The organism is Acinetobacter sp. CWB-B33, from assembly GCF_039655955.1.
In the GTDB taxonomy this organism is placed as follows: domain Bacteria; phylum Pseudomonadota; class Gammaproteobacteria; order Pseudomonadales; family Moraxellaceae; genus Acinetobacter; species Acinetobacter bouvetii.
In genome coordinates this window covers 80,058-105,554 of the sequence record NZ_JAGFEU010000002.1, presented here as the reverse complement: position 1 = coordinate 105,554, position 25,497 = coordinate 80,058, and the positions used below count along the sequence as shown (strand labels likewise).

Here is a 25,497-nt window from a genome sequence, read left to right as displayed (position 1 = left end):
TTTATTTCCCCACGACCTGAATCACGACCAAGATCATCAGCAAGACAACTGTGCCGAATGCCATACTTGATGCGTATTCACGCAATGAACCTGTTTGACGTGAACTTGTAAAGCTGTTGCCGCCTTTTACAAGTGCAGGCAGTACCAGCCATAAGCCGTCAATTGGATCACGGCCTAAGATTTTCGCAATCAGCAAATATGGCTTCACAAATACGATGTCATACAGCGCATCGAAACCAAGCGCATTGCGGCAGATATTCACAAGGCCAGCGCCCAGTGAAGTTTTCGCAAATGCTTTTACTGCACTGTAAGCGAAAGCAAACAGAATCACGCCAATCACAAGGCCTGCAAGCGCAATGCCCACAGCGGTGTATTCAGCGCTGTGCATGCCGTGTTCCAATGCTTCAGGAACATTGAATGCCGGAATTTTAGCAGCGTTTAAAATATTGGTTACCGGCGCTTTTAATACATAAGCTAAACCAGTCGACAATACTGCAAGAATCGCCAAAGGACCCCAGTACGTCACGCCTTTAATTTCATGGTAAGGCGTATTTTCTTTGCCAAAGAATACAACCCAGATTAAGCGGAATGTATAAATTGACGTTAAGAATGCACCTGCAACACCAGTCCAGTACAAGCAGTCATAAACAGCAACCGCTTGGCCTTTCACCCATACAGCACCCAAAATCGCATCTTTCGAGAAGAAGCCGATCGTGATGAATGGGATTGCAGCCAATGCGCCGCCGCCAATCGCAAAACAGGCAAACAGGAATTTGTTCTTATGGAACAAGCCGCCCATTTTGAAAATGTTTTGTTCATGATGATAAGCCAGAATCACCGCACCTGAAGACAAGAATAATAATGCCTTGAAGAATGCGTGAGTCAGCATGTGGAACAAGCCCGCTTGGTATGCTTCAGCGCCCACAGCCATAAACATATAGCCTAACTGACTCATTGTTGAGTAAGCCAAGATACGTTTGATGTCTGTTTGCACCAATGCCGCGAAACCTGCAACCAGAAGCGTTACCGCGCCTGTAATCGAGATGAACGCCATCACTTCAGGCGCTTGCTCAAACACTGAGAACATACGGCAGCACAGGTAAACACCTGCGGTTACCATGGTCGCCGCGTGGATCAATGCAGATACAGGCGTAGGGCCTGCCATCGCATCCGCCAGCCATGTTTGCAATGGGATTTGTGCAGATTTACCTGCAGCGCCCAGGAACAGCATTAATGCAGTCCAAATTGCAATTGAAGAACTTTCAGCCAGAACCGTTGGCGCTGCTGCAACCACTTCTGCAATGTTTAAAGTACCAAACTGCTGGTAGATTAAGAACAATGCAATCAGCAGGAATACATCACCCACACGAGTTACTGTAAATGCTTTGATGGCAGCAAAACCGTTTGCAGGGTTTTGGTAGTAATAACCGATCAACAGGTATGAACAAAGACCAACACCTTCCCAGCCTAAGAACAATAACGCTAAGTTATCGCCTAGAACCAGCAATAGCATGCTTGTTACAAACAGGTTGAAGTAAGAGAAGAAACGCGCAAAATCTTCTTCACCGCGCATATACCATGTCGCGAAGATGTGAATTAAGAAACCGACACCTGTCACCATGCCCATCATCAATAATGATAAGCCGTCAAGGTGAAGCGAAAAGCCTGGCGCTAAACCGCCTACATTGAACCAAGTCCAAAGATGCTGGGTTGTCGCAACAGAACCGTTATTTACGAAATCTAAGCCGGCAATCAATGCAAATAATGCAGAAAGGCCAACTGAACCCGCCCCGATAATGGCTGCAACTTTTTCAGGAAGATTGTTGCGTCCCGCCGCCAAAAGGATAAAACCAATGAGCGGAAATAATACTGTTAAATATAAATAGCTCATCCGCGCATCTCACTAGCAGCATCCACATCCAAATGATGGAAGCGATGATAGAACTGAAGGACGATCGCAAGGCCGATACAGGCCTCTGCCGCAGCAAGCGTTAAAATCAGGATGAACATGATCTGGCCATCAGGCTGCGCCCATGCGCTGCCCGCCAAAACGAACGCTAAAGCAGCGGCGTTCATCATGATTTCAAGGCTCATCAAAATAAAGAGTAAGTTGCGTCGCACCATTACACCGTAAAAACCCAGTGCAAAAAGAATGGTTGCAACGATCAAACCATGTTCTAAAGGAATGTTGCCCATTATTCTTTTTCCTCTTCTGCACTTGGTTCGCGTTTACCCAGATGGAATGCTGCGACAAGCGCACCAAGCAATAGCATCGCGGCAACTTCGACCAATAATAAGTACTGAGTAAAGAGTGCTGTACCCACAGCTTTCGGGCCAACCACTTCTGCGCCCATCACCAAAGATGCTTTGGTGTAGTCTGAGCCCAGCATCCATACGAGCACCAAGCCCATCAGGAAGCTCATCAGCGCAGGATAAGCCCACGCAGATGAAGTCAGCCACTTGCTTTCCTGTTCCACAGTTTGCTGGCCCAGGTTCAGCATCATCACCACGAATACGAATAGCACCATGATCGCGCCGGCGTAAACGATGATCTCAAGCGCGCCGGCAAACGGCGCGCCAACGATCATGAACATGCCTGCAACGGCAAGCAATGAAACGATCAAGCTGAGTAAAGCGTGTACTGGATTGGTGTTGGTCACAACACGAATCGTAGAGACGATGGCCACAAGCGCCATCAAATAAAACGGCCACATCATGGTAATAGACTCCGTACATCAACAGGCGCGCTTTCACGTTGCGCTTGGCCTTTGTCTTTACCTGTCACAGCCATACCGGTTACGCGGTAGAAGTTGTAATCAGGATATTTACCAGGACCTGAGATAAGCAAGTGTTCTTTCTCATACACAAGGTCTTGACGAACGTATTCTGACAGCTCGAAATCAGGTGTTAACTGAATTGCAGTCGTCGGACATGCTTCTTCACACATACCGCAGAAAATGCAGCGAGAGAAGTTGATACGGAAAAATTCCGGATACCAGCGCCCATCTTCGTGTTCTGCTTTTTGCAGTGAAATACAGCCCACTGGACATGCAACCGCACACAGGTTGCAGGCCACACAGCGCTCTTCCCCATCTGGGTCGCGCGTCAGCACGATACGGCCACGGAAACGCGGCGGTACGATATCTTCGGCTGGCACTTCCGGATATAAAATGGTGTCACGTTTACGTGTCACATGTGAAAAAACCATCCACAGTGAACGTACAATTGACCCAAATCCAGCTAGAAACTTAAACATTTTGTTCTCCCTGCTGTCTTAGGCCTGATTCATCAGAATCACAGCACCAGTCACCAAAAGGTTAACCAACGCCAAAGGCAAGCAAATTTTCCAGCCAAAGTTCATCACTTGGTCGTAACGCGGACGCATTAATGAACCGCGCGCCAAGACAAACATCATGACAAAGAATGCTGTTTTGATAATGAACCAGAACGCATCTGGAATAAACGGAATTTCAAGGTTGAACGGCGCAAGCCAGCCACCAAAGAATAAAGTTACGATCAGAGCAGAGATCAGCACTACGTTGACGTATTCCGCAACGAAGAACATCCCCCACTTCATGCCGCCGTATTCTACATGGTAGCCTTCCGCCAATTCCTGTTCCGCTTCCGGCTGGTCAAATGGATGACGGTGCGTTACTGCAACGCCTGCAACCACGAAAATCAGGAAACCTAAGAATTGAGGAACGACAAACCACACATCGCGCTGCGCTTCCACAATTTCACGCATGTTGAATGAGCCGGCAATTGCCACCACACCCATCAGCGAGATGCCCAAGAACACTTCATATGAAATGGTTTGAGCAGCAGAACGCAGGCCGCCTAATAATGCATATTTGTTATTTGATGACCAGCCGCCGAACAGCACGGCATACACGGCAATACCCGCCATTGCCATAAAGAACAGCAAGCCGATGCTCATGTCCGAAACGCCTAAATAAGGCGATACCGGAATAACCATGAATGACAGTACCGCTGTCCCCATCGCCACTGCTGGCGCTAGGCGGAAAGTCAGTTTGTCGGCAAATTTTGGCGTCCAGTCTTCTTTGAACATGATTTTCAGCATGTCGGCAACAATCTGGAACATACCGCCCGGACCGACACGGTTCGGACCGTAACGGTCTTGCCATAATGCTAGCAGGCGGCGTTCAATGAACGACATCAGCGCAGCAATTAAAACAACAACCAGCAAGATGACAATCGCTTGCAGCACAGAATAGGCAATTGGCCAGTTCTCAGCCCACAGCGGCGTTTGACGTATTAATTCTTGTTGCATGAATTACACTCCTACCGCGACTGAAACAGGCTCAGCAAGAGATACCGTCGGCGCGATGCCAACTGGGTAGCCAATATAACCTGTAGGTAAATATTCAATCACTTGAACTGGAAGCACAATTGAAGTCTCGCCAGCTTTTATCGTAATTTTTTGACCGTCTTGAACATTCAAGCGCGCTGCATCCTGCTCACCCACTGCAAACACTGCATCAGGAATACGGGTTTCCATTGCAGGCGTTTTCACCGTGAACTCGCCAGAAGCGAAAATGTGATGCATCGGCACTAGGCGGAAGCTGTCTGGGTTGACCGCAGCAGTTTCAGGCGCAACAAATGTACGCGCTGGACGTTTTGGCAAACGGTCGAACAAACGGATGCCTGAATCGCCGCCTTTTAAATGCCCGCCCACGTTGTCTTGGAATTTGTTCCAAGCCTGCGGTGAGTTCCAGCCAGCGGACCATGCAAATGGAACCAGCGGAGACGGTGTTTCGCTGCCAACATAACCTTCCATAGAGAATGTTAATGCAGAGTCTGTATCCACAGGCTGTTTAGGCTCGTGAATAGACAGTGGCGCGCGCATTGCAGTACGGCCAGAATAGCGGCGCGGTTCACGCGCAACTTTAAGGCCATGGACACGGAAGCCCGCATCTGGCGCAACATCTTGAATCGCTTCAAGTGCAGGTACGTTTTTCGCAACGGATTCGATCACGTCATCCAGCAAGGTCCAAGAAATCGCTTTGCCTTTCACGCCAGTTTCAATGGCATGCAGCCAGCGCCAAGATTCTTTAATCGCCAGTTCCGGCTTGTAGTAGCTCGGGTCATACACTTGGTAGAAACGCTGTGCACGGCCTTCTTGAGAAACAACCGTACCGTCGCCTTCAGCAAATGAAGCTGCAGAAAGCACGATATCCGCTTTCTTCACAGTTTCAGTTTCAGAATGATCCAAAACAATCACGTCTTTCGCTTTCGCCAGCGCTGCTTCAACTTGGCCCGCAGGCAAACGGCGGAATAGATCATTTTCAACGATCACAACCGTGTCATAGTCTTGCGCAAAGGCTTGCTCTAAGCTTTGGCCGCCTAAGATTGCCAAGCCCATTGAGTTCACTTCAGGAACCGTCAAGGTTAAGCCCGCATTTGAACCCAGATTCTGTGCAACTTGCGCAGCAGCTTCCATGATTGATGCGTCTTGCAGGCTTGTACCAGAGATGATCAATGGCTTTTTGGCCGCTTTTAAAGTGTCAGCAATGGTTTGCGCAAATGCTTTCGCATCGTCAGCAAGACCAGTAACCGTTTCACCTTTAACAGCAGCAGCAACGGCAAAACCTAAACGCGCAATGTCGTTAGGAGACGCAACCACTTCACCTTCAGCAATATCAGCCAAACGGGTTTGCGTTGCCGCCAAGATGTAAATCGGCGATTTCGCATCTTGCGCAATACGCTGCACAGGTTCGGCCAGCCAGTCTTGAGTACGGCGTTCCGCAGCCATCTCTTTGGCTTTGTTTTTCGCCGCTTGGCGAACAGATAAAGCCATGCGAGGCGCAGTTTGAGTCAGGTCTTCACCTAAGATCAATACAGCGTCATAGCTTTCAATTTCACGCATCGTCGGGTTGTATACACCCTCAGTTTGCATGATTGATGCAGCCAGCTCAGCCAGGTTTTGCTCTTTTTGAGACATGCCTGTTGAATAGTTCTCTTGACCTACCAGCTCGCGAAGCGCGAAGTTAGATTCAAGTGAAGCGCGCGGCGAACCAATACCCAAAACTTTTTTGCCTTGGATGTTTGCAATCACGGTATCCAGCGCTGTATCTACAGAAACTGTTTCTACAGTTGCGCCATTACGGAATTGCGGCTGACGCGGACGGTCTTCACGGTTGACATAACCTGTGCCGAAACGGCCTTTGTCGCAAAGGAAGTATTGGTTGACATCACCGTTAAAGCGGTTTTCTACGCGGCGAAGCTCGCCATAACGCTCACCCGGAGAGATATTGCAGCCCGAAGAACAGCCTTGGCATACGCTAGGCGCATACTGCATGTCCCACTTACGGTTGTAGCGTTCTGAGTGAGTTTTGTCGGTGAATACGCCTGTAGGGCACACTTCAGTCAAGTTGCCAGAGAATTCAGACTCTAAAGTACCTGATTCTGGACGGCCAAAGTAAACGCGCGATGCGTTAGCATATACGCCGAAGTCTGTGCCGCCGGCATAGTCTTTGTAGTAACGCACACAGCGGTAGCACGCGATACAGCGGTTCATTTCATGCGAAATGAACGAACCCAATTCCTGATTGTAATGGGTACGCTTGGTAAAGCGGTAGCGGCGGCGGTCATGCTGCGTCATCACCGTCATATCTTGCAAATGACAGTGACCGCCCTCTTCACAGACTGGACAGTCGTGCGGGTGGTTGGTCATCAAGAATTCAACAATCGAAGCGCGGAAGTCTTTTGCTTCTTTGTCTTCAACTGAGATATAGGTATTGTCAGACGCAGGCGTCATACATGACATAACTAAACGGCCGCGGGTATCTTCTGGATTCGCGTATTGAGTTACAGCACATTGACGGCAAGAACCGACAGAACCTAAGGATGGATGCCAACAAAAGTATGGGATGTCGATGCCAAGGCTTAAACATGCTTGCAGCAAGTTTTCTGAGCCGTTGACTTCATACGATTTTCCATCGACATGAATTGTAGCCATAGTCGAATTCCTTAAGCTTGTTCTACGTTGCCAGTTTTAGCAGCAGCATCAACTACTTTTGCTTCAAACTCGCTACGGAAATATTTAAGTGCGCCCATTAATGGTTCCATCGCACCTGGAGCATGCGCACAGAAAGTTTTACCAATCCAAAGCTTGCGAGTCAGTTCTTGCAAGTGGTCGATATCTTCTTTCTTGCCTGTGCCGTCTTCGAGTGCTTTCAGCGCTTTAACCGCCCATGGCAAACCGTCACGGCAAGGCGTACAGAAACCGCATGATTCACGCGCAAAGAATTCTTCTAAGTTACGTGTTGCTGAAACCATGCATTGCGTTTCATCAACCACCATGAGTAGGCACGTACCTAAACGCGAACCTGCTTTCATGATGCTTTCAGCATCCATCGGAAGGTCGATATGCTCTGCAGCCAAGAAGTCTGTAGATGCGCCGCCCGGAAGCCATGCTTTCAGCGTTAAGCCATCACGCATGCCGCCAGCGTGGTCTTCAATCACTTCACGCGCAGTGGTACCGAAAGGAAGTTCCCAAAGGCCTGGGTATTTTACTTTGCCTGAAGCGCCGTAAATTTTAGTGCCTGGATCTTTCGATTTGCCCGCAGATAAGCCGATATACCATTCTGGGCCGCGAAGCATGATTGCCGGCAAGTTGTTATAAGTTTCAACGTTGTTGACAATCGTAGGACGACCCCATGCCCCAGCAACTTGCGGGAAAGGCGGTTTCGTACGCGGGTTCGCGCGGCGGCCTTCAAGCGAGTTAATCAATGCAGTTTCTTCACCGCAGATATAACGGCCCGCGCCTGTATGCACGTGCAGCTCAAAGTTCCAGCCAGAGCCTAGGATGTTTTCACCCAAATAGCCTTTAGCGCGGATTTGCTCTAATGCTTCATTTAAGTAGCCAGCCGCTTCGATGTATTCACCGCGGATAAAGATATAACCTTGCGTTGCTTCAAGGGTATAACCGGCAATCAGCATCCCTTCGATCAATTGGTGAGGAAGATCTTCCATCAGCAAACGGTCTTTAAAGGTGCCTGGTTCCATTTCATCGGCATTACAGATCAGGTAACGGGGACCGCCGTCATTCGGCGCCATCAGCGACCATTTAATCCCTGCCGGGAAACCTGCACCGCCGCGGCCTTTGACCGTTGCAGCTTTGATCACGTCCAGCACATCTTTTGGCGGCATGGTCAATGCTTTTTTAAAGCCTGCGTAGCCTTCAAGCGCTTCGTAGTCATCTGCGCTGCGAACATTGGCCTGTTTGCTCAAACGCCATGTCAGCGGATGAGTTTCCGGGTTGCCGTCGCCGTAAATTGGTTTTGGTTCAGTATTCATACATACTTCTCCAATAACTGTTTAATTGATGTCACTTCAACCAGTCCGTGAGTATCTTCATCAATCATCAAAGTTGGACCTTTGTCGCAGTTGCCCAGGCAGCAGATCGGAAGCAATGTGAACCGGCCGTCAGCAGTCGTTTGACCAAACTGAATGCTCAATTCACGCTGAAATGCTTCAGCTAAAGTTTCCGCGCCCATCAAGAAGCAAGCGATTGAGTCACATAATAAAATTACATGGCGGCCAACAGGCTGACGGTAAATGCGGTTATAGAATGTCGCCACGCCTTCAAGGTCTGCAAGGCTCATGCTCAGCATTTGAGCAATCGCATTCATCTGCGCGTCATCTACCCAGCCGTTGCGGCGCTGTACACATTTCAGCGCATCCAAACACGCAGCGCGTGGATACGGATAGTGCTCAATGTGATGCTGAATATCGTGGATTTCTTCTGCAGTCAAAATCCCTTCAACATTCACACGCGGCTTTTTATCAGTCAAAATCATCATAATGCGTTTACCCCTTAGCGATCCACGTCAGCCATTACGACGTCAATGGTCGCTAAATAAATGATTAAGTCAGACATTAAGCTGCCGTTAATCACAGAAGGCATTTGCTGTAAATGCGTGAAGGTCGGTGTACGAATACGGGTACGGTAACTCATCGTTGACTTGTCTGAAGTCAAGTAGTAGTTCGACGCGCCTTTCACCACTTCCGCCATTACAGATGCTTCACCAGCAGGCATGACAGGACCCCATGACACGCTCAGGAAGTGCGTAATCAAAGTTTCAATATCTTGCAATGTTTTATCTTTCGGCGGTGGAACAGCCAGCGGATGATCCGCCTTGTATGCGCCAGAAGGCATGTTGTCTAAACATTGCTTAATGATTTTCAGCGATTCTTCAATTTCACGGAAATGCACAATCACACGCGCATAGGCATCGCCTTCGTACTCTAAAGGCACATCGAAATCGTAGTTTTCATAACCGCTGTAAGGACGGTATTTACGCACGTCAAAATCGATACCTGTCGCACGCAGACCCGTACCTGTTACACCCCATGCCAATGCAGATTTTGCATCGTACTGAGCGACATTGCGGGTACGGCCAATGAACACTGAGTTTTTCAATGCTGCAGTGTAGTACTCTTTCAAGCGGCCCGGCATCCAGTCTAAAATTTCACGGATCAGCTTTTCCCAGCCATTTGGCAGGTCATGCGCTGTACCGCCAATACGGAACCATGCTGGGTGCATGCGGTAACCCGTGATCGCTTCGATGGCGTCATAGATTTTCTGACGGTCGGCGAACATATAGAATACCGGCGTCATACCGCCGGCATCCTGAATCGCTGTACCAATAAACAGCAAGTGGTTATTGATGCGGAACAATTCAGACATCATGACGCGGATGCATTGCGCACGGTCAGGCACAGTAATGCCCGCCATTTGCTCTACGCCCATGACGTAAGGCATGTTTTGCGCACAGCCGCCCAAGTAGTCCACACGGTCGGTATACGGAATGAATGAGTGCCAAGTTTGACGTTCAGCCATCTTTTCCACACCGCGGTGGTGATAGCCAATGTCCGGCACGCAGTCTTTCACTTCTTCGCCGTCCAGCTGCAAGATCACACGGAATGCACCGTGCGCAGACGGATGGTTCGGACCCAAGTTCAGGAACATGAAGTCTTCATCGGCGTTGCCGCGTTTCAGGCCCCAATCTTCAGGCACAAAGCGCAGGTGTTCCTGCTCGAAATCCTGTTTCGCCTGGTTCTGCATATACGGTGTATATTCAGTAGCGCGCGCAGAATATTCTTTACGCAGCGGGTGGCCTTCCCAGTAAGTCGGCAGCAAAATACGGCGGAGCATTGGATGCCCCTCGAAATTGATCCCGAACATATCGTAAGCTTCACGCTCGTACCAGTTGGCATTTGGCCAAATATTGGTTGCAGTCGGCAGATTTACATCATTCTCGCTCAATGCAACTTTAATTCGGATGTCGCTGTTGCGCTCAAGAGACAGCAAGTGATAGAACACTGTAAAGTCTGATGCAGGCAAACCGTCACGGTGCGTGCGCAGGCGCTCGTCTACTGCAGACAAGTCAAACAGCATCACGTATGGGCGTGACACTGTACGCAAGAACATTAAAACGTCTTGCACACGTGCGCGCTCAACCCAGACTGTAGGAAAGTCTTCAAAAGTCGTTTGCACGTAGAAGTTCTCGCCAAATTTGGCTTTGAGCTCTTCTACAATTGCAAATGCTGGGCGTGAATCAACGGGAGTTGATTCTGGCATAGCAATTTCAGTTTCAGCCATTGGCTTGGCTTCCTATTTAATACAAATTCAGTCAACCTAAACGACAATTACACCCGGACCGGGTGTATCAAACATTCATCGTTTAAATTATTTAATTTCATCCATAGAGCGCAGGTTTTTCACAGCAATGCGCTGTGCTTGCTTGCGGTCGCGTTCCGGCTGCATCTTTGGCTTATACACTGGCTGAAGATCATCACCGATAACCGCTGACAATGGGCGGCGCTCTAATTGAATTTGGTCTTGCAATAACATTAATGCTTGAATTAATGCTTCAGGACGCGGCGGACAGCCTGGGATGTACACATCCACAGGAATGATTTTATCCACGCCTTGCACAACAGAATAAATGTCGTACATGCCGCCTGAGTTTGCACAAGCGCCCATGGAAATTACCCATTTCGGCTCAAGCATTTGCTCATACAAACGCTGAATGACTGGCGCCATTTTCATGAAGCAGGTTCCTGCCACAATCATCACATCCGCCTGACGCGGTGAAGCGCGGATAACCTCGGCACCGAAACGCGACAAGTCATGCACGCCAGTTAACGTTGTTGCATACTCTACGTAGCAGCAAGAGGTACCAAAGTTGAACGGCCAAACTGAGTTTTTACGGCCCCAGTTTACTGCTGTATGCATCAAGTCCTCTAAACGGGTCATGAATACATTCTTATTCACTTCTTCTTCAAGCGGATCTGTCACGATTTGACGCTCTTGAAGCGGATATTGATCAGCATCCGGATTCGCACGGGTTAATGTATATTTCATTCCCGGGTTACTCCTTATCAGATGATGCAGCCGCAGATTTTTTCACACGGCCAGATGATTGAGCTGGAATTTGACCAGTAGGGTCAAGTACCAATTCTTCAATTGAGTTAAAGCGGGTAATTTCTGCAATGTCCATGTTTGGCGAACCAATTTTCAGCTCTCGGCCGGCAGTTTTACGCTTATCTGTTGGCGCCCAATTCAACGCGCCAACCTTCACGGCATAAACCAATGCAATCAATAAATCGACCACAAAGATGACTACCGTCGTAAAACCGAACCAGCCCGCTTCACGCACAGATGTAGACCATGCATAGAGGTAGAGCGCTTCGATATCAAAAACGACGAAGAAAATTGCAACTAAATAGAACTTTGCAGACAAGCGGATACGCGCACCGCCTGCACCGACAACACCTGACTCAAACTGCTCTTGCTTAGCACGGCCCCACGATTTACCCCCTAGGAGTAACGGGACTGTGAGCATAAAGACGCATAGAAATGTAACGCCGATCACGAAGGCAATAATTGCCCAATCGTATGGAGTAATGGCACTCATGCGGGGATAACTCCTGGCAGGCCTAATTTATTAACAAAGAATGCATGTATTGGCCTTCAAATACACCAAACACAAAATTAATCCCGCCAATTGTACCTGATTGATGATGTATCTTGCTAGCTTATAAGCCTTAGTCTTTGGGATGATTTTTTAAGCATTTTTCTTAAAACTCTCGACTAAAGCCGTATTTCACTCCTATTTACCGCCTTATCAAATAAATTTTTAAGCTATTATTATTTTTACAAATTTTCTATTTTCAGCACATTTCAAAAGCGCACCTCCAAACTTCAAAGCACAAAATATCACCGCATGATTGAGAAATTCACCAGCAACCTAGCTTTTATTTATTTTTTCACTGAATTTTCACATTATGATAATTTTAACAATAAAAAATCTATCATTCTGGCACTTTTAACTGCCAGCCAACTTTTTACCTACCTCTTGCAACGGCGCTGCCGCATTGCAAAATAATCTCCCCCGCTGCGTCGGCACGCGCTATTAACTGCACTTATTTCATTCGGCTTTGTATTTTTTTGCAGCAAATTTAAGCCGCCTATCTGCATTTAATTCTTTTTGTGCTATTCCTATATAAAACAATCAAATCACTCGAAAAAGGAGCAATACATGAATCTAGAGTTTACGCATAAGCCAGACTACTTTTTGTTTGCCCAGCTCATTATCCGTCACATTGAAAACTATGTAGCAAAACACCCAGACGCAGATAATGCCATTTTTGATTTGCGTGATATCTACGAATTGTTCCGTCAAGACAAAGCCTCAGCAACAACCAACCTAGACGGCATCATGAATATTGCCGATGAATACAAAGTTGAAACACTGAATGGCGATGAAAAATTAATTAGCCGCTATGCTATTGATGCTAAAAACAATTCACTGCTGATTGATTTCAATACCAATGCGCTGGCCGCATTAAAAAACGGCAAAGACATTATTGCGCCAGACGCATCCGTTCACGAATAAAAACTCAAGCAATAAAAAAAGCCATTCAATTGAATGGCTTTTTTGGCTTTAGCGCCTTATTTAACGTTCAAGCTTTCGCTGTCCGAATCCTTCGCGGCCTCGCCAGCTTTGCGCTTACTGTCTTTAAAACGCTTGGCAGGCCACTGCATAATGAAACGCGCGCCGCCCAATCTCGGGCTTTCATCAATATGCACCGAACCGCCAAACCAATATGCAATGCGGCTGACAATCGACAAGCCTAGCCCATAACCGCCTGATGCCCGGGTACGGCTGTTATCCAAGCGGGCAAACGCTTCAAAGATACGGCTGCGCTCGTCTTCAGGAATCCCAGGCCCGTCATCTTCCACACAGATGTACGCATTGCCTTTGCCGTCCAGCCCGCCGCTAATCACCACCTTATTGTCGCAATAGCGCACCGCATTGCCCACCAAATTCTGAATAACGCGGTGCAGATAGCGGCGTTCAGCATCCACCACAACGGTCAGCGGCGGCGCCTGCAGTTCCAGAGTTTTTCCGGTTTTCAGCGCTTCAGTCTCGATCACCACCTGATCCAGCACTTCAAACAGGATAATCTGCTCAAAATCCAATGACGGCGTGCCCTGCTCCAGCTTGGCATAGGTCATGATTTCATCAATCAAGGTATTGAGCGCCTCAATATCCTTATCAATCTGTTCGACCTGATGCTGGCGGTATTCGTAATCTTCTTCATCCGCCATCATTTCCACGCCGAAACGGATTCGGGCGACAGGCGTACGCAATTCATGCGATACAGCTCGCATCAGCTCACGCTGCGCCTCAATCAAACGCTGAATATGATCTGACATCGAGTTGTAGCTGGACGCCAGTGAACCCATTTCATCACTGCTCTCCACAGGCAGGCGCACAGACATGTCACCGGTCTTCATTTTATTCAATGCATAATTCACCGCGCGCAGCTTGCGCTGCATTGGCACCAGCAGGCCATACACCCCAAGGCTTAACACAAACAGGCTCAGCAAGGTAATGCCAGCAGCCAGCTGAAAAGGCATCCAATTGAATAACGGCACAGGCCCCATCACCAGCACTTCAGTGGTTGAGCTTGGAATTGGCGAAACAATAGAAATGGTCGTGCCGCGCACTGTTGCGCTGTCGCGGTACAGGATAATGCTGTGATCCAGCCTTAAGCGGCCGATCTGTTCTGAATCCAAAGGCAGGTTTTTAACATCTTCAATTTGCATCGGATAAGCAAAATAATGCTGAATGCGCTGCAGATATTCTTTTTCCTGCCCCGGGTAATACACCAAATAATCCAGCACAAACACAGGCAGGGCCTTCATTTGCCGTTCAGTGATATTTTCAGCCTTGATATACAGCAGGTGACTGGCATCATCTTTCAGGCCGATAATGATATAGGCCACATTGGTTTGCGCATCCCAGCGCACAACCGCTTTGCGCTCTTCAATGCGCTTCGCTTCGGCGCGGGTTAAGTCCACCTTGTCGGCTTTAACATAATAGATGGGCAATTCCAGCAGATTGGACGCATCGGAGATCCAATCCATGCGCTGCTGTTCATTCGGCTGACGGGCAATGCCTTCACTGATGATATAAGCCATGCCGTCCGTCAGGGACTCGCGGTATTCCTGCGCGCGCTGATAATTGATGATTTGCACCAGCAAATAGCCGAACAAAGCCACCAATACCACCAAGATGACCAGTCCTGCATAAATGCGCAAAAAAATACTGTGCTTTAACACTTAGACCTGTCCTGCTTCAGCCTCAAAGGGACGGCATCAATTAGATGCCGTTAGTTTCTTTTACAAACAGATAGCCTTTGCTTCGTACAGTTTTAATACGTTTTGGATTTTCCGGATCATCGCCGATTTTTGGACGGATACGTGAAATGCGCACATCAATCGAACGGTCTTGACCGTCATATTCAATACCGCGCAGGCGCTCAAAAATATCTTCACGCGACAAAATACGGCCAGCGTTTGACGCCAGCAGCCACAGCAGGTCATATTCGGCGCTGGTAAAATCAACCAACTCGCCATTGAGCGTCACAGAACGGCCGCCGTTGTCGATCACCAGATCATCAAACTCAATGCGCTGCGCTACTTCATCTTCCGGCGCTTTATCTGTACGGCGCAGCAATGCGCGGATACGCGCCAGCAATACGCGCGGCTGCACAGGTTTTGCCACATAGTCATCTGCACCCATTTCAAGGCCAAGCACCTGATCCATGTCTTCTGTGCGCGCAGTCAGCATTAAAATTGGCTGATGGTAATGCGGACGCACTTCACGGCAAATCGTTAAGCCATCTGCACCCGGCAGCATCACATCCAAAACCACCATATCCGGCTGTTCTGCAATAATGCGGCGGATTGCGCGGTTGCCGTCCGGCTCTACCCCAACCTCAAGTCCATTGCGGATAAGGTATTCTTGAGTTAAGCGGGCAAGACGCTCATCGTCTTCAACGATTAAAATTTTAGGTAACTTTTCTTCTTGGCTCATTAGAGTGCCCCTTTATTTGACTGGACGTATCCCTTAAAAATCCAAAAGATACAATTCAATATATTTTGCAATATACACACGTTTACATTGTAAACAAGATGCTGTTCACGAAACTGATACATCAAGACCGCAATTTGTTAAGAATTTTCAAGCATTGAATTCGCTGTATTTTCCGATACGCGCTTTTTCAGGCATTTCTCAAATTATTCAGTTACAAAAAGCATAAAAAATAACCAATGCCTATATTTACAGCAATCAGATGAACCATGACGCAAATAAGTTTTTAGCTTTTCAACTTATCCACAAGGTTATCTATAAGCACTTAAACTCAGCTTTGCTATGCTATGCCCTTGTCCAATAAGGCTTAAACAAGAAAGATAAAAAATAGGGATTTTTTCGAGAAGGATTTCCATCGAAACAGATTAAAATATTTAATAAAATGTCAATATTGATCTGACCTAAATTTTCCCGTATCTTGTGTCCAATTCATTTTTAAACCACTAAGTCTTGTGTTTAAACCTCAAACACTGTGGCATAGTTTTTGCCCGGTTCAAACGGTCTACAAACATAACAATAGATGACAATGGAGCTATGCTGACATGAGCGTAATCACGTCTACCCCAGGCCAATTGCAGGTGATCAAGCGCACCGGTGATGTTGCTGTTTTTGATGCGGAAAAAATTTCTGTAGCGATCGGCAAAGCGTTCTTGGCTGTTGAAGGCCAGCAAAGCGCTGACTCTAGCCGTATCCACGATCGTATTTCTCAACTTACCGAGATGGTATTAAATACGTTCCAGCGCCGTTTACCGTCTGGCGGCACAATCCACATTGAAGAAATTCAAGATCAAGTTGAACTTGCGCTGATGCGCACAGGCGAACAGAAAGTTGCCCGTTCTTATGTGATTTACCGTGAACAGCGCGCTGAAGCGCGCAAGCTGACTGGCGCCAATCACCACCCGACCCTGCAGGTTACCACTGCAGACGGCCAGCTTCGCCCGCTGGATCTTGGCGCGCTTGAAGCGCACATTGCGAAAGCAGCTGAAGGACTGGAAGGCATCGACGTTCAGGCCATTATCGATGAAACCGTTAAAAACTTATACAACGGCGTAAAAGAGTCAGACATTGCAACCACAATGATGATGGCGACCCGTACCCGCATTGAACAAGAACCCAACTATACTTACGTGACTGCGCGTTTGCTTCGTGACAACCTGGTTGCGACCGGTTTGGAGTTCCTGGGTCTGGCTGCAGAAACCAATGAAGGCGATGCTTTAGAGACATTCCTGAAAAAAGGGATTGAACTTGATCTGCTTTCACCAGAGCTGCTTAACTTTGACTTGGCTAAATTGGCCGCTGCGATTCAGCCTGAACGCTCAAACCAATTTACCTACTTAGGCCTGCAAACCTTATTTGACCGTTACTTCATCCATTCAGATGGCGTGCGCTTTGAATTGCCGCAATTGTTCTTCATGCGTGTTTCAATGGGCCTATCGCTCAATGAAGAAAACCGTGAAGACCGTGCAATCGAATTCTACAACTTATTGTCCAGCTTCGATTACATGGCGTCTACGCCTACCCTGTTCAACTCAGGCACATTGCGTCCGCAATTGTCGAGCTGCTACTTAACCACCATTGGCGATGACCTGTACAACATCTATGGCGCAATGCGTGACAACGCGATGCTGTCTAAATGGGCTGGCGGCTTAGGCAATGACTGGACTCCTGTTCGCGCTTTGAACTCATATATCAAAGGCACAAACGGCAAGTCTCAAGGTGTTGTGCCTTTCCTGAAAGTTGCTAACGATACCGCTGTAGCAGTGAACCAAGGCGGCAAGCGCAAAGGCGCAGTCTGTGCATACCTTGAAACTTGGCACTTGGACATCGAAGAATTCCTAGAGCTGCGTAAAAACACAGGCGATGACCGCCGCCGCACCCACGACATGAACACAGCAAACTGGGTTCCAGACTTGTTCATGCAGCGTGTATTTGAAGATGCGGAATGGACACTGTTCACGCCGTCTGAAACGCCAGACCTGCATGATTTGACTGGCGCAGAATTCGCTGAACGCTATGCGTACTACGAAGGCATTGCCAAAGAACAAAACTTATTGCACAAAAAAATCCGTGCAAAAGATTTGTGGCGCAAAATGCTGTCTATGCTGTTTGAAACTGGCCACCCTTGGATTACATTCAAAGACGTCTGCAACCTGCGTTCTCCGCAGCAGCACGTTGGCGTAGTGCATTCATCGAACTTGTGTACAGAAATTACGCTGAACACCAATGCCGATGAAATTGCAGTCTGCAACTTAGGTTCAATCAACCTTGTGCAGCACGTTCAAGGCGGTGTTCTTGACCGTGAAAAACTGGCGCGTACCGTAAAAACTGCAGTCCGCATGCTCGATAACGTGATCGACATCAACTACTATGCGGTTCCTCAAGCGCGCAATTCGAACTTGAAACACCGTCCAGTCGGCATGGGCATCATGGGCTTCCAGGATGCGCTGTATGAAATGCAATTGGCTTACGGTTCAGAAGCTGCTGTTGATTTTGCCGATGAATCGATGGAAGTGATTTCTTACTACGCGATTCAAACGTCGAGCGATCTCGCACTTGAACGCGGCACCTATGAAACATTTAAAGGTTCATTGTGGGATCAAGGCATCCTGCCAATTGACTCTTTAGATCTGGTTGCAAAATCACGCCCTGAACGCATGTTTGAAGTTGACCGCACACAGCGTTTGGACTGGGACACTCTGCGTGCCAAAGTTCAAAAAGACGGCATGCGCAACTCGAACGTGATGGCAATTGCACCGACTGCAACCATTTCAAACATTTGCGGCGTGTCTCAGTCAATCGAACCGACATTCCAAAACCTGTATGTGAAATCTAACCTTTCTGGCGAATTCACAGTGATCAACCCGTACTTGGTACGTGCATTGAAAGAACGCGGGCTTTGGGATTCTGTGATGGTCAACGACCTGAAACATTTTGAAGGTTCTGTTCAAAAAATCGCACGTATTCCTGAAGAGCTGAAAGCGATCTTCGCGACTGCGTTTGAAGTTGAGCCGCGCTGGATTGTGGACGCAGCATCACGCCGTCAAAAATGGATCGACCAAGCTCAGTCTCTGAACCTTTACATCTCTGGTGCAAACGGCAAGAAACTGGACATGACATACAAAATGGCATGGCTGCGCGGCCTGAAAACCACGTATTACCTGCGTGCATTGGGCGCGACTTCTGCAGAGAAATCGACCATTAACACCGGCGCATTGAATGCAGTTAAAGCGACTGCAGCTGCAGCACCTGTTGCCGCAGCGGCTCCTGTTGTTGAAGCGAAAAAACCTGAAGCGGTTGAAGAAGATGGTTTCGCAAATGCGGCACCAGTGCCAATGGCATGTTCAATTGATAATCCTGATTGTGAAGCTTGTCAGTAAGCTGACAGGTTTTTAATCCCCCTAAATCCCCCTTTTTAAAGGGAGACTCCTATACTTTTGAGAGTTGGAGTTCCCTCCTTTTTCAAAGGAGGGTTAGGGAGGATTGAAAAATAAAAGATAAATAAAGGAACCCACCATGCCGCATATGACCCATAACTACTTGTTAGGACTTGTTGCCTTGGTGGTTTCCTTTATTGTTTGTTTTTACGTACCGTTGACTTATGCATGGGTCAAAATACGGGAACAGCAGCGTAATCAAAATAAGTCGTGAGGATATTTGCTCTTCCGCATAAAATTAGAGCATCCATCGGCAAAACTTAATTTTGCTTACACAGAATGAGCGTATAGTAGGATGTCTTAGCTTCAACAGCTGGATGTCTCATAAAAGATATAAAGCAACGAAGAGAGAACTGTTATGTCTATCCTAAGTTGGGACGATTTCGAAGATGATGAACCGAAACAAGCTGCACAAGCTCACCAGCCTGCGCCCGTCGAGCCGAAAAAAACGGTTGATTCGCAAGTGGTATCTGATGCACAGCAATCATCGCCGAATCTGGCAGCTGCACAACCCGCTCGAACCGCTGGAAGTCGCGGATCAAATCCAACCAATTCAATGGAAAGAGCATCTGCTGCCTTAGAACAGCTGGATGCCGCACCAGGCTTGGAAGAGCTGGAAATGGGCGCGCAGCGTGTACAGGTTGACGACAAAGCAATGATCAACTGCCGCGCTGACTTAAACCAGCTGGTTCCGTTCAAATACGAATGGGCTTGGCAGAAATATCTTGACGGATGCGCAAACCACTGGATGCCGCAAGAAGTCAACATGAACCATGACATCGCGCTTTGGAAGTCTGAAAATGGCTTAACTGAGGATGAGCGTACTATTGTTATGCGTTCACTGGGTTTCTTCTCGACTGCGGATTCTTTGGTTGCAAACAACCTGGTCTTGGCTATTTACCGCCACATCACCAACCCAGAATGCCGCCAGTACATCTTGCGTCAAGCATTTGAAGAAGCGATTCATACACATGCTTACCAGTACTGCATCGAATCTTTGGGTATGGATGAAGGCGAAGTCTTCAACATGTACCGTGAAGTACCAAGCGTTGCGCGCAAAGCGGCATGGGGCTTGAAGTATACGCAGTCTTTAAGCGATCCTACTTTCCAAACCGGTACACCTGAAAACGACCAAATCCTGCTTCGCAACTTGATCGCGTTCTACTGTGTGCTTGAAGGCATCTTCTTCTACTGCGGTTTCAGCCAAATCCTATCGATGGGCCGCCGCAACAAAATGAATGGTGTTGCTGAGCAGTTCCAGTACATTTTACGCGATGAGTCGATGCACTTGAACTTCGGTATCGACATGATCAACCAGATCAAAATCGAAAACCCAGGTTTATGGACAGCTGAATTCCAGCAAGAAATCATTCAAATGATTCTTGAAGGGACCATGCTTGAAATTGAATACGCACGCGATACTATGCCGCGCGGCGTATTGGGCATGAACGCGGCCATGATGGAAGAATATTTGAAATTCATCTGTAACCGCCGCTTGGCTCAGCTGGGCTTGCCTGAACAGTTTGCCGGCGTGAACAACCCATTCCAATGGATGTCAGAAATGATGGACTTGCGCAAAGAGAAGAACTTCTTCGAAACTCGCGTAACAGACTATCAGACTGGCGGCGCGTTGAGCTGGTAGGAAATCACTTCAGTGAAAATAAAAGCGGAACGTTTTGGTTCCGCTTTTTTTATATAAAAACATTAGAAATACATTTAGTTATGAATATATCAGTTTAAGTTAAAACTATTCTGATAATATAAAACAGTTTAAAAATACATCAATTTAAAAAAACCGCATAATAATAGAGGTGAAAATGAAAGGTCAGATTCTAGATTATTCGATTCAAACCAATACAGGCATTATCAGTGCCGATGATCAAAACCGATATGAGTTTATAGGAGCTGAGTGGCGAGGACAAAATGTACCTAAACGGGGTGACCGCGTAGATTTTGACATTAACCCCGAAGGCAAAGCTGTTCAAATATTTACTGCACTAGGCAGCACCAATCCAATACAAAACTTTTCACAACAGCTTGATAAAATTTCCAATCAAGATCAGTCCGAATCAGAATTTAATATGATTGATTGGTTTGTAAAATGCCTGAAAAATTATGCTAATTTCACAGGGCGTGCACGCCGTAAAGAATTTTGGTTTTTTGCATTAGTTCAATTCATCATACTCATTATTGCTCAAATTATTGACTCAATTATTGGAACTGATTTTGTATTGTATGGATTGGTCGCATTGGCACTATTTATTCCAAGTTTAGCCGTATCAGTTCGTCGACTGCATGATATTAATAAATCTGGCTGGTGGTATCTAATTGCTTTAATTCCATTAATTGGAGGAATTTTACTGATTGTCTGGTTTGCAACTGAAACAAAACCTGAACCTAATCAATGGGGACAACCTGCAAAGTAAGTACAAATCATTAGCGCTCATCGATTAGAAAATATCTGCAGTATTTTTTTACTTATTCCAAATTTAGCAGCATCAGTATCACCTCCTCTTATTTATTTGGTAAGCAACAAATACCAAAGCCAATATGAACCAAGAGGGACAGCCAGTCCAAGGTCTTAAACAATAAAAAGGCGCACTTAGCGCCTTTTTATTGTTTATCAACTTAACCATATTTACGGGCAAAATCTTCATCTGACGTACATAAGTAAATAATGAATTCAATGAAAGCAACGATTGAAGGGATAAAAGTCCAACAGAAAAGCAGATAAATAATTCCCCAGCCTATTTGACCTAAATAAAATTTATGAATCCCAAATCCACCAAGAAAAAAAGCCAAAATTGCTGCGGCAATTCGGCTTTTTTGACCATATTGAGCACCTAGTGCAGAAGGAACAGATATTTGGTAAATATTAGCCGCTTGCCCTAAGCCTCTAATTTCAAAGTCTACAAACTGTCCTCGAGCAGGATGACTCTGCCCCTTCCAATCGCTACCCGAAAATTGGTAACGATTTTGATCATCGCCACTAATCACACCTGTATTACTTTGAATGGAGAAATCTAATATTTGCCCTTTCATATTAACCCTCAATATTTTTTCATTTTTATGTTTGTATTCAATATTATGCCATGAAATCCTCAAACTCAAAATAAAGCAAATACGTCTATCTGTTTAGCGTTTCAAATAGCATTTAGATAAAATCAGCCTTAGCGCATATACCGCCGCCATGGCAAAAATGGCATATCCCGCAGGCTCAATAAACTGCGGAATACACAGCACAATCACCACTGTCAGCGGATAAAGCCATTTCTTCAAACCGCTTTGATGATGCGCTTCATGCAGAATGTACAGACTAGAGGTATACACAATCAGGCTGATCGCCACGAAATAGCTTTCATGCATAGAGCTGATCAGGGCCTCATGCGACACGACATCGACGGCGGCAGCCAGCCCTGCGCCAATGGCCGCAATGCTGATGAACACAAAAAAATGCCCATAGCCCCACGCAAAGGCCATTTTTCGGCTGTTCAGCCTTTCTGCAATCTCACTGTCAAAATAGGCCCACCACATGGTGAACATCATGACCAGACCGCCAATCATCAGAAAAATCAGTTCGGTACTGAAACGCTGATTATTCAAGGCATCGGTAATGGCGATTGAACAGCCGACAATCGACTCCCCCAGCACGATAATCGTCAGCAGCGCATAGCGTTCAGCAATATGATGCGCATGCCACGGCGTGCGGCTGGCCGCTTCGGCAAAAACAGGCACACACAGCTCGGCGGCCGCCAGCAGCGCAAATAAATAGACCGTGAACTGTATCGGCGAAAAGTGAAACAGCAGCCAGCCGCACTGCACCAGAATAATGCCGAAAGCATAACGCAGCGCCGTTTGACGCCGTTCAGCATCATGTTTTGCAACACGGAGCCATTGCGTGACTAAGCTCAGCCGCATAATGGCATAGCCGATGATAATGACATCAAAGTCCTGCTGCTGAAATGCGCTGGGAATGCCTGCAGCAATCACCAGCGAGCCTATAATCTGTATAAAGGTTAAAATTCGGTACAGCGCATCATCATTGTCATAAGCTGAAGCAAACCAGCTGAAATTCATCCACGCCCACCACAGTGCAAAAAACACCATGCCATACAAAGTCAGGCCATGCGCCAAATGATTTTCAATGATGGCATGATGCAGCTGCTGCCCTGCAGTCGCAATCGCCACAACAAAAATTAAATCAAACAGCAGCTCTAAAGAAGTTGCGACTCGGTGCTTCTCATGCGGGTCACGCGGCGCAATCGGCTTGAGCCATGCATGAGCGAATGAAAAAAAATTTGGCATTTGTTATTCTGACGATTCATGGATTCAGGCAAATTTTTTCAAATTAAATTCGAAGAAACAAGCAGGCTTACAAAATAAATAGTTTTTTCTGTTCCAATTGCTGCCTGCTCTTCACACTGCTGGCTGCAAAGGCAATCCAATTAAGGCAGCTTTACTTAAAATAACTTCTTTTATCAAAAAATCAGTGACATACTGCTTTAAAATAAAAACCAATTCCATAATAAATGATTCAAGATTATTTAGAACTGTATCCGCAGGCGCTTTGGGTACAGATTGCACAGCAGCAGATGTCGCTGCTGTCGCCCAGCCAAACCCTGCTTGCGCAAGAAATGTGCCCCATTTCCTTTGACAGCCTAGACAGTTTTGCCGTGAATTACCCCGTTGCTGAACATCATTTTGCACAGCTCCTGCAGCAGGCCAATTTAAAATGGAATGAATTTGGACAGCCGATTGTCTTTATTCAGCTGATGGACCGGACAGAAGCACAGCTGGATGGCATTGAAATTCAAGCCATCCGTGAAATTGCATTAAGCGCCAATGCCCGCATGGTGCAAATATTTTTCAAAAATGGTGAAGCTTTAGCGCATGAAAAGCTGCCCGTAAAGGCGTCACGCACGTTCCGCATGATGATGATCGGACTGATTGTGCTGTATCTGATTGCACTGGCTGCCGTACTGTCACTTGAAAAAACCAGTCCCTCGCTTTAAACCGGCTGGCTGCAAAACAGTGGAATCACCGCGGCTAAATCGGCAAAGGACTCAATCTGCTTTTTCGGCTGCGCATGCGCCAATTCCGCGGCGCTGCCGTAACCATAAGTCACAGCTATACTGTCGATGCCGTTATGGCGCGCGCCTAAAACATCATATTCACGGTCTCCGACCATCAGGCATTCTGCGGCGGCCAGCTGTTCCTGCTCTAAAATATAGGCAATCAGCTCTGCCTTATTGGTGCGCTCACCCGACAGCTCGCTGCCGTAAATCCGGCTGAAATACGGCGCTAATTGAAAATGCTCTAAGATCCGCTTGGCATAGACGGTTGGTTTCGCTGTCGCGACATACAGTTTAAAGCCTTGCTGCTTTAAGGCTTCCAGTGTTTCCGGCACGTGCGGATAGACCTGATTTTCAAACAGGCCGGTGACCGAAAAGCGCTCTCTATACCCCAGCAAAGCCTGCTCAGCCAAGTTATCATCGAGCGCCACATTAAGAATTTTCGCCAGTGATGCTTTCAGCGGCGGGCCAATAATCCAGTCGATATTGATATGCTCATTAATCGGATGCCCCACTTTTTCCAGCCCATAACGCGCCGATGCAGTAATGCCGACTTTGGGGTCTGTCAACGTTCCATCCAAATCAATCAATATATTTTTAATCACGCCCTGCACCTTATTCGCCACTCTGCAAAATGCACTCGAGTGTTGCCTGAAACTTGCCTATACTAACCCAAATTTTGCATCAGAAGGATTCCATTATGCGGCCAACCGTATTGTGCTTTTCCGGTTTAGACCCCTCTGGCGGCGCTGGGCTGCAGGCGGATATTGAAGCCATTGGCCAAAGCGGCGCCCATGCCGCCATTGCCTGTACAGCATTGACCATTCAAAACTCACAGCAGGTTTTTGGCTTCAGCGCGACCTCTAAAGAGCTGCTGCTGGCGCAGGCGCATGCCGTCGTGAAAGATTTGCCAATCAAATGCGTGAAATCCGGCATGCTGGGTACCACGGACAATATTGCTGCGCTGGCAGAATTTTTGCAGGAACAGCCGCAATATTTATATGTCTTAGACCCGGTTTTAGTGGCCAATAGCGGCGGCTCATTAGGCGATCAGGATACTCTGGTGAAAGCCTTTGCGGCACTGATTCCGCTGGCCACGCTGATTACGCCCAACACCATCGAACTGCGGGCTTTAACCGGTGAACAGGATCTGCAGCGGGCAATCCAAAAACTGTTTGCCATGGGCGCTCAGGCCGTATTGGTCAAAGGCGGCCATGAAGATACGCCCGAGTTCATCCGCAATGCGTTATATGTTCAAAGTGAGTTGGTGTCGGAAACCCAATGCCCGCGTTTGGACGGCGAATACCATGGCTCCGGCTGCTCGCTGGCCAGCTATATTGCAGGACGGCTGGCCTTAGGGGATGATGTAAAAACAGCCGTGCATCATGCCGAAATCTGGCTTTTTGGCGTATTGCAGCATGCTGAAACACCTGTGCCAAACGGGCAGAAAATTCCTAAGCGCTTTTAGCTCCAAGCATAGCTGGCTGCATCTCAAATCAAAAAAAGCGCCCCAAATGG

22 protein-coding genes are annotated in these 25,497 nt (G+C 47.3%); 6 read left to right on the top strand and 16 right to left on the bottom strand.

Going from position 1 to position 25,497, the window contains the following annotated elements:
* Window position 1: 1 nt before the first annotated feature.
* The 11 genes from nuoL to ndhC form a co-directional block, all read right to left on the bottom strand.
* Window positions 2-1,891, bottom strand: coding sequence for an NADH-quinone oxidoreductase subunit L (gene nuoL, locus JZ784_RS06795; protein WP_005007972.1), 1,890 nt, complete (start codon window positions 1,889-1,891; stop codon window positions 2-4).
* Entirely contained in the window at window positions 1,888-2,196 is a 309-nt protein-coding gene (nuoK, locus tag JZ784_RS06790) for an NADH-quinone oxidoreductase subunit NuoK (RefSeq protein WP_005007970.1), read from the bottom strand. The genes nuoL and nuoK overlap by 4 nt, the downstream gene beginning before the upstream one ends.
* Window positions 2,196-2,714 (bottom strand): NADH-quinone oxidoreductase subunit J, encoded by a 519-nt coding sequence (gene nuoJ / locus JZ784_RS06785; RefSeq protein WP_171065499.1) that lies wholly within the window; start codon window positions 2,712-2,714, stop codon window positions 2,196-2,198. The genes nuoK and nuoJ overlap by 1 nt, the downstream gene beginning before the upstream one ends.
* On the bottom strand, window positions 2,714-3,256 hold the full coding sequence (gene nuoI, locus JZ784_RS06780; RefSeq protein WP_005007966.1) for an NADH-quinone oxidoreductase subunit NuoI: 543 nt from the start codon (window positions 3,254-3,256) through the stop codon (window positions 2,714-2,716). The genes nuoJ and nuoI overlap by 1 nt, the downstream gene beginning before the upstream one ends.
* A gap of 18 nt (window positions 3,257-3,274) precedes the next feature.
* Window positions 3,275-4,291, bottom strand: a complete 1,017-nt coding sequence (nuoH, locus tag JZ784_RS06775) for an NADH-quinone oxidoreductase subunit NuoH (protein ID WP_005007963.1) — start codon at window positions 4,289-4,291, stop codon at window positions 3,275-3,277.
* A 3-nt stretch (window positions 4,292-4,294) separates the two neighbouring features.
* Complete coding sequence (nuoG, locus tag JZ784_RS06770) at window positions 4,295-6,979, bottom strand: NADH-quinone oxidoreductase subunit NuoG (RefSeq protein ID WP_346314326.1); 2,685 nt, start codon at window positions 6,977-6,979, stop codon at window positions 4,295-4,297.
* Window positions 6,980-6,990: 11 nt separating this feature from the next.
* Complete coding sequence (nuoF, locus tag JZ784_RS06765; protein ID WP_005007958.1) at window positions 6,991-8,319, bottom strand: NADH-quinone oxidoreductase subunit NuoF; 1,329 nt, start codon at window positions 8,317-8,319, stop codon at window positions 6,991-6,993.
* Entirely contained in the window at window positions 8,316-8,825 is a 510-nt protein-coding gene (gene nuoE / locus JZ784_RS06760; protein WP_005007957.1) for an NADH-quinone oxidoreductase subunit NuoE, read from the bottom strand. Before nuoE ends, nuoF begins: the two co-directional genes overlap by 4 nt.
* A 14-nt stretch (window positions 8,826-8,839) precedes the next feature.
* The gene (gene nuoC / locus JZ784_RS06755; RefSeq protein WP_005007955.1) at window positions 8,840-10,627 is read right to left on the bottom strand and encodes an NADH-quinone oxidoreductase subunit C/D; all 1,788 of its coding nucleotides are present in this window, start codon (window positions 10,625-10,627) and stop codon (window positions 8,840-8,842) included.
* An 87-nt stretch (window positions 10,628-10,714) separates the two neighbouring features.
* Complete coding sequence (locus JZ784_RS06750; RefSeq protein ID WP_005007953.1) at window positions 10,715-11,392, bottom strand: NADH-quinone oxidoreductase subunit B; 678 nt, start codon at window positions 11,390-11,392, stop codon at window positions 10,715-10,717.
* 7 nt (window positions 11,393-11,399) lie between these two features.
* Window positions 11,400-11,945 (bottom strand): NADH-quinone oxidoreductase subunit A, encoded by a 546-nt coding sequence (gene ndhC / locus JZ784_RS06745; RefSeq protein WP_346314325.1) that lies wholly within the window; start codon window positions 11,943-11,945, stop codon window positions 11,400-11,402.
* A gap of 624 nt (window positions 11,946-12,569) precedes the next feature.
* On the opposite strand from ndhC, the gene JZ784_RS06740 reads away from it, so the two are divergent.
* Window positions 12,570-12,926: a hypothetical protein gene (locus tag JZ784_RS06740; protein ID WP_005007947.1), complete on the top strand. Its 357-nt coding sequence runs from the start codon at window positions 12,570-12,572 to the stop codon at window positions 12,924-12,926.
* Window positions 12,927-12,982: 56 nt separating this feature from the next.
* On the opposite strand, the gene bfmS is transcribed toward JZ784_RS06740, so the two are convergent.
* On the bottom strand, window positions 12,983-14,659 hold the full coding sequence (gene bfmS, locus JZ784_RS06735; RefSeq protein WP_346314324.1) for a sensor histidine kinase BfmS: 1,677 nt from the start codon (window positions 14,657-14,659) through the stop codon (window positions 12,983-12,985).
* A gap of 40 nt (window positions 14,660-14,699) precedes the next feature.
* Window positions 14,700-15,416, bottom strand: a complete 717-nt coding sequence (bfmR, locus tag JZ784_RS06730) for a response regulator transcription factor BfmR (RefSeq protein ID WP_005007943.1) — start codon at window positions 15,414-15,416, stop codon at window positions 14,700-14,702.
* A gap of 599 nt (window positions 15,417-16,015) precedes the next feature.
* Between bfmR and JZ784_RS06725 the strand changes: the two genes are divergently transcribed.
* The 3 genes from JZ784_RS06725 (at window position 16,016) to JZ784_RS06715 (ending at window position 21,333) form a co-directional block, all read left to right on the top strand.
* A complete protein-coding gene (locus JZ784_RS06725; RefSeq protein ID WP_346314323.1) occupies window positions 16,016-18,850 on the top strand; it encodes a ribonucleoside-diphosphate reductase subunit alpha in 2,835 nt (944 codons plus the stop codon).
* Between the two features lie 415 nt (window positions 18,851-19,265).
* Window positions 19,266-20,549, top strand: coding sequence for a ribonucleotide-diphosphate reductase subunit beta (locus JZ784_RS06720; protein ID WP_005007934.1), 1,284 nt, complete (start codon window positions 19,266-19,268; stop codon window positions 20,547-20,549).
* A gap of 175 nt (window positions 20,550-20,724) precedes the next feature.
* The gene (locus tag JZ784_RS06715) at window positions 20,725-21,333 is read left to right on the top strand and encodes a DUF805 domain-containing protein (protein WP_346314322.1); all 609 of its coding nucleotides are present in this window, start codon (window positions 20,725-20,727) and stop codon (window positions 21,331-21,333) included.
* A gap of 202 nt (window positions 21,334-21,535) precedes the next feature.
* On the opposite strand, the gene JZ784_RS06710 is transcribed toward JZ784_RS06715, so the two are convergent.
* Together JZ784_RS06710 and JZ784_RS06705 are read right to left on the bottom strand one after the other, a co-directional pair.
* Window positions 21,536-21,949: a TM2 domain-containing protein gene (locus JZ784_RS06710; protein WP_213073136.1), complete on the bottom strand. Its 414-nt coding sequence runs from the start codon at window positions 21,947-21,949 to the stop codon at window positions 21,536-21,538.
* A 93-nt stretch (window positions 21,950-22,042) separates the two neighbouring features.
* Window positions 22,043-23,212 carry a low temperature requirement protein A gene (locus JZ784_RS06705; protein WP_346314321.1) on the bottom strand — a complete coding sequence of 390 codons (1,170 nt, stop codon included), beginning with the start codon at window positions 23,210-23,212 and terminating at the stop codon, window positions 22,043-22,045.
* 224 nt (window positions 23,213-23,436) lie between these two features.
* Between JZ784_RS06705 and JZ784_RS06700 the strand changes: the two genes are divergently transcribed.
* Entirely contained in the window at window positions 23,437-23,919 is a 483-nt protein-coding gene (locus tag JZ784_RS06700; RefSeq protein WP_130144256.1) for a hypothetical protein, read from the top strand.
* Here the strand turns inward: JZ784_RS06700 and JZ784_RS06695 are convergent.
* Window positions 23,916-24,584 carry an HAD family hydrolase gene (locus JZ784_RS06695; protein ID WP_346314320.1) on the bottom strand — a complete coding sequence of 223 codons (669 nt, stop codon included), beginning with the start codon at window positions 24,582-24,584 and terminating at the stop codon, window positions 23,916-23,918. The genes JZ784_RS06700 and JZ784_RS06695 overlap by 4 nt on opposite strands.
* A gap of 95 nt (window positions 24,585-24,679) precedes the next feature.
* Between JZ784_RS06695 and JZ784_RS06690 the strand changes: the two genes are divergently transcribed.
* Window positions 24,680-25,447: a hydroxymethylpyrimidine/phosphomethylpyrimidine kinase gene (locus JZ784_RS06690; RefSeq protein ID WP_346314319.1), complete on the top strand. Its 768-nt coding sequence runs from the start codon at window positions 24,680-24,682 to the stop codon at window positions 25,445-25,447.
* Window positions 25,448-25,497 lie beyond the last annotated feature (50 nt).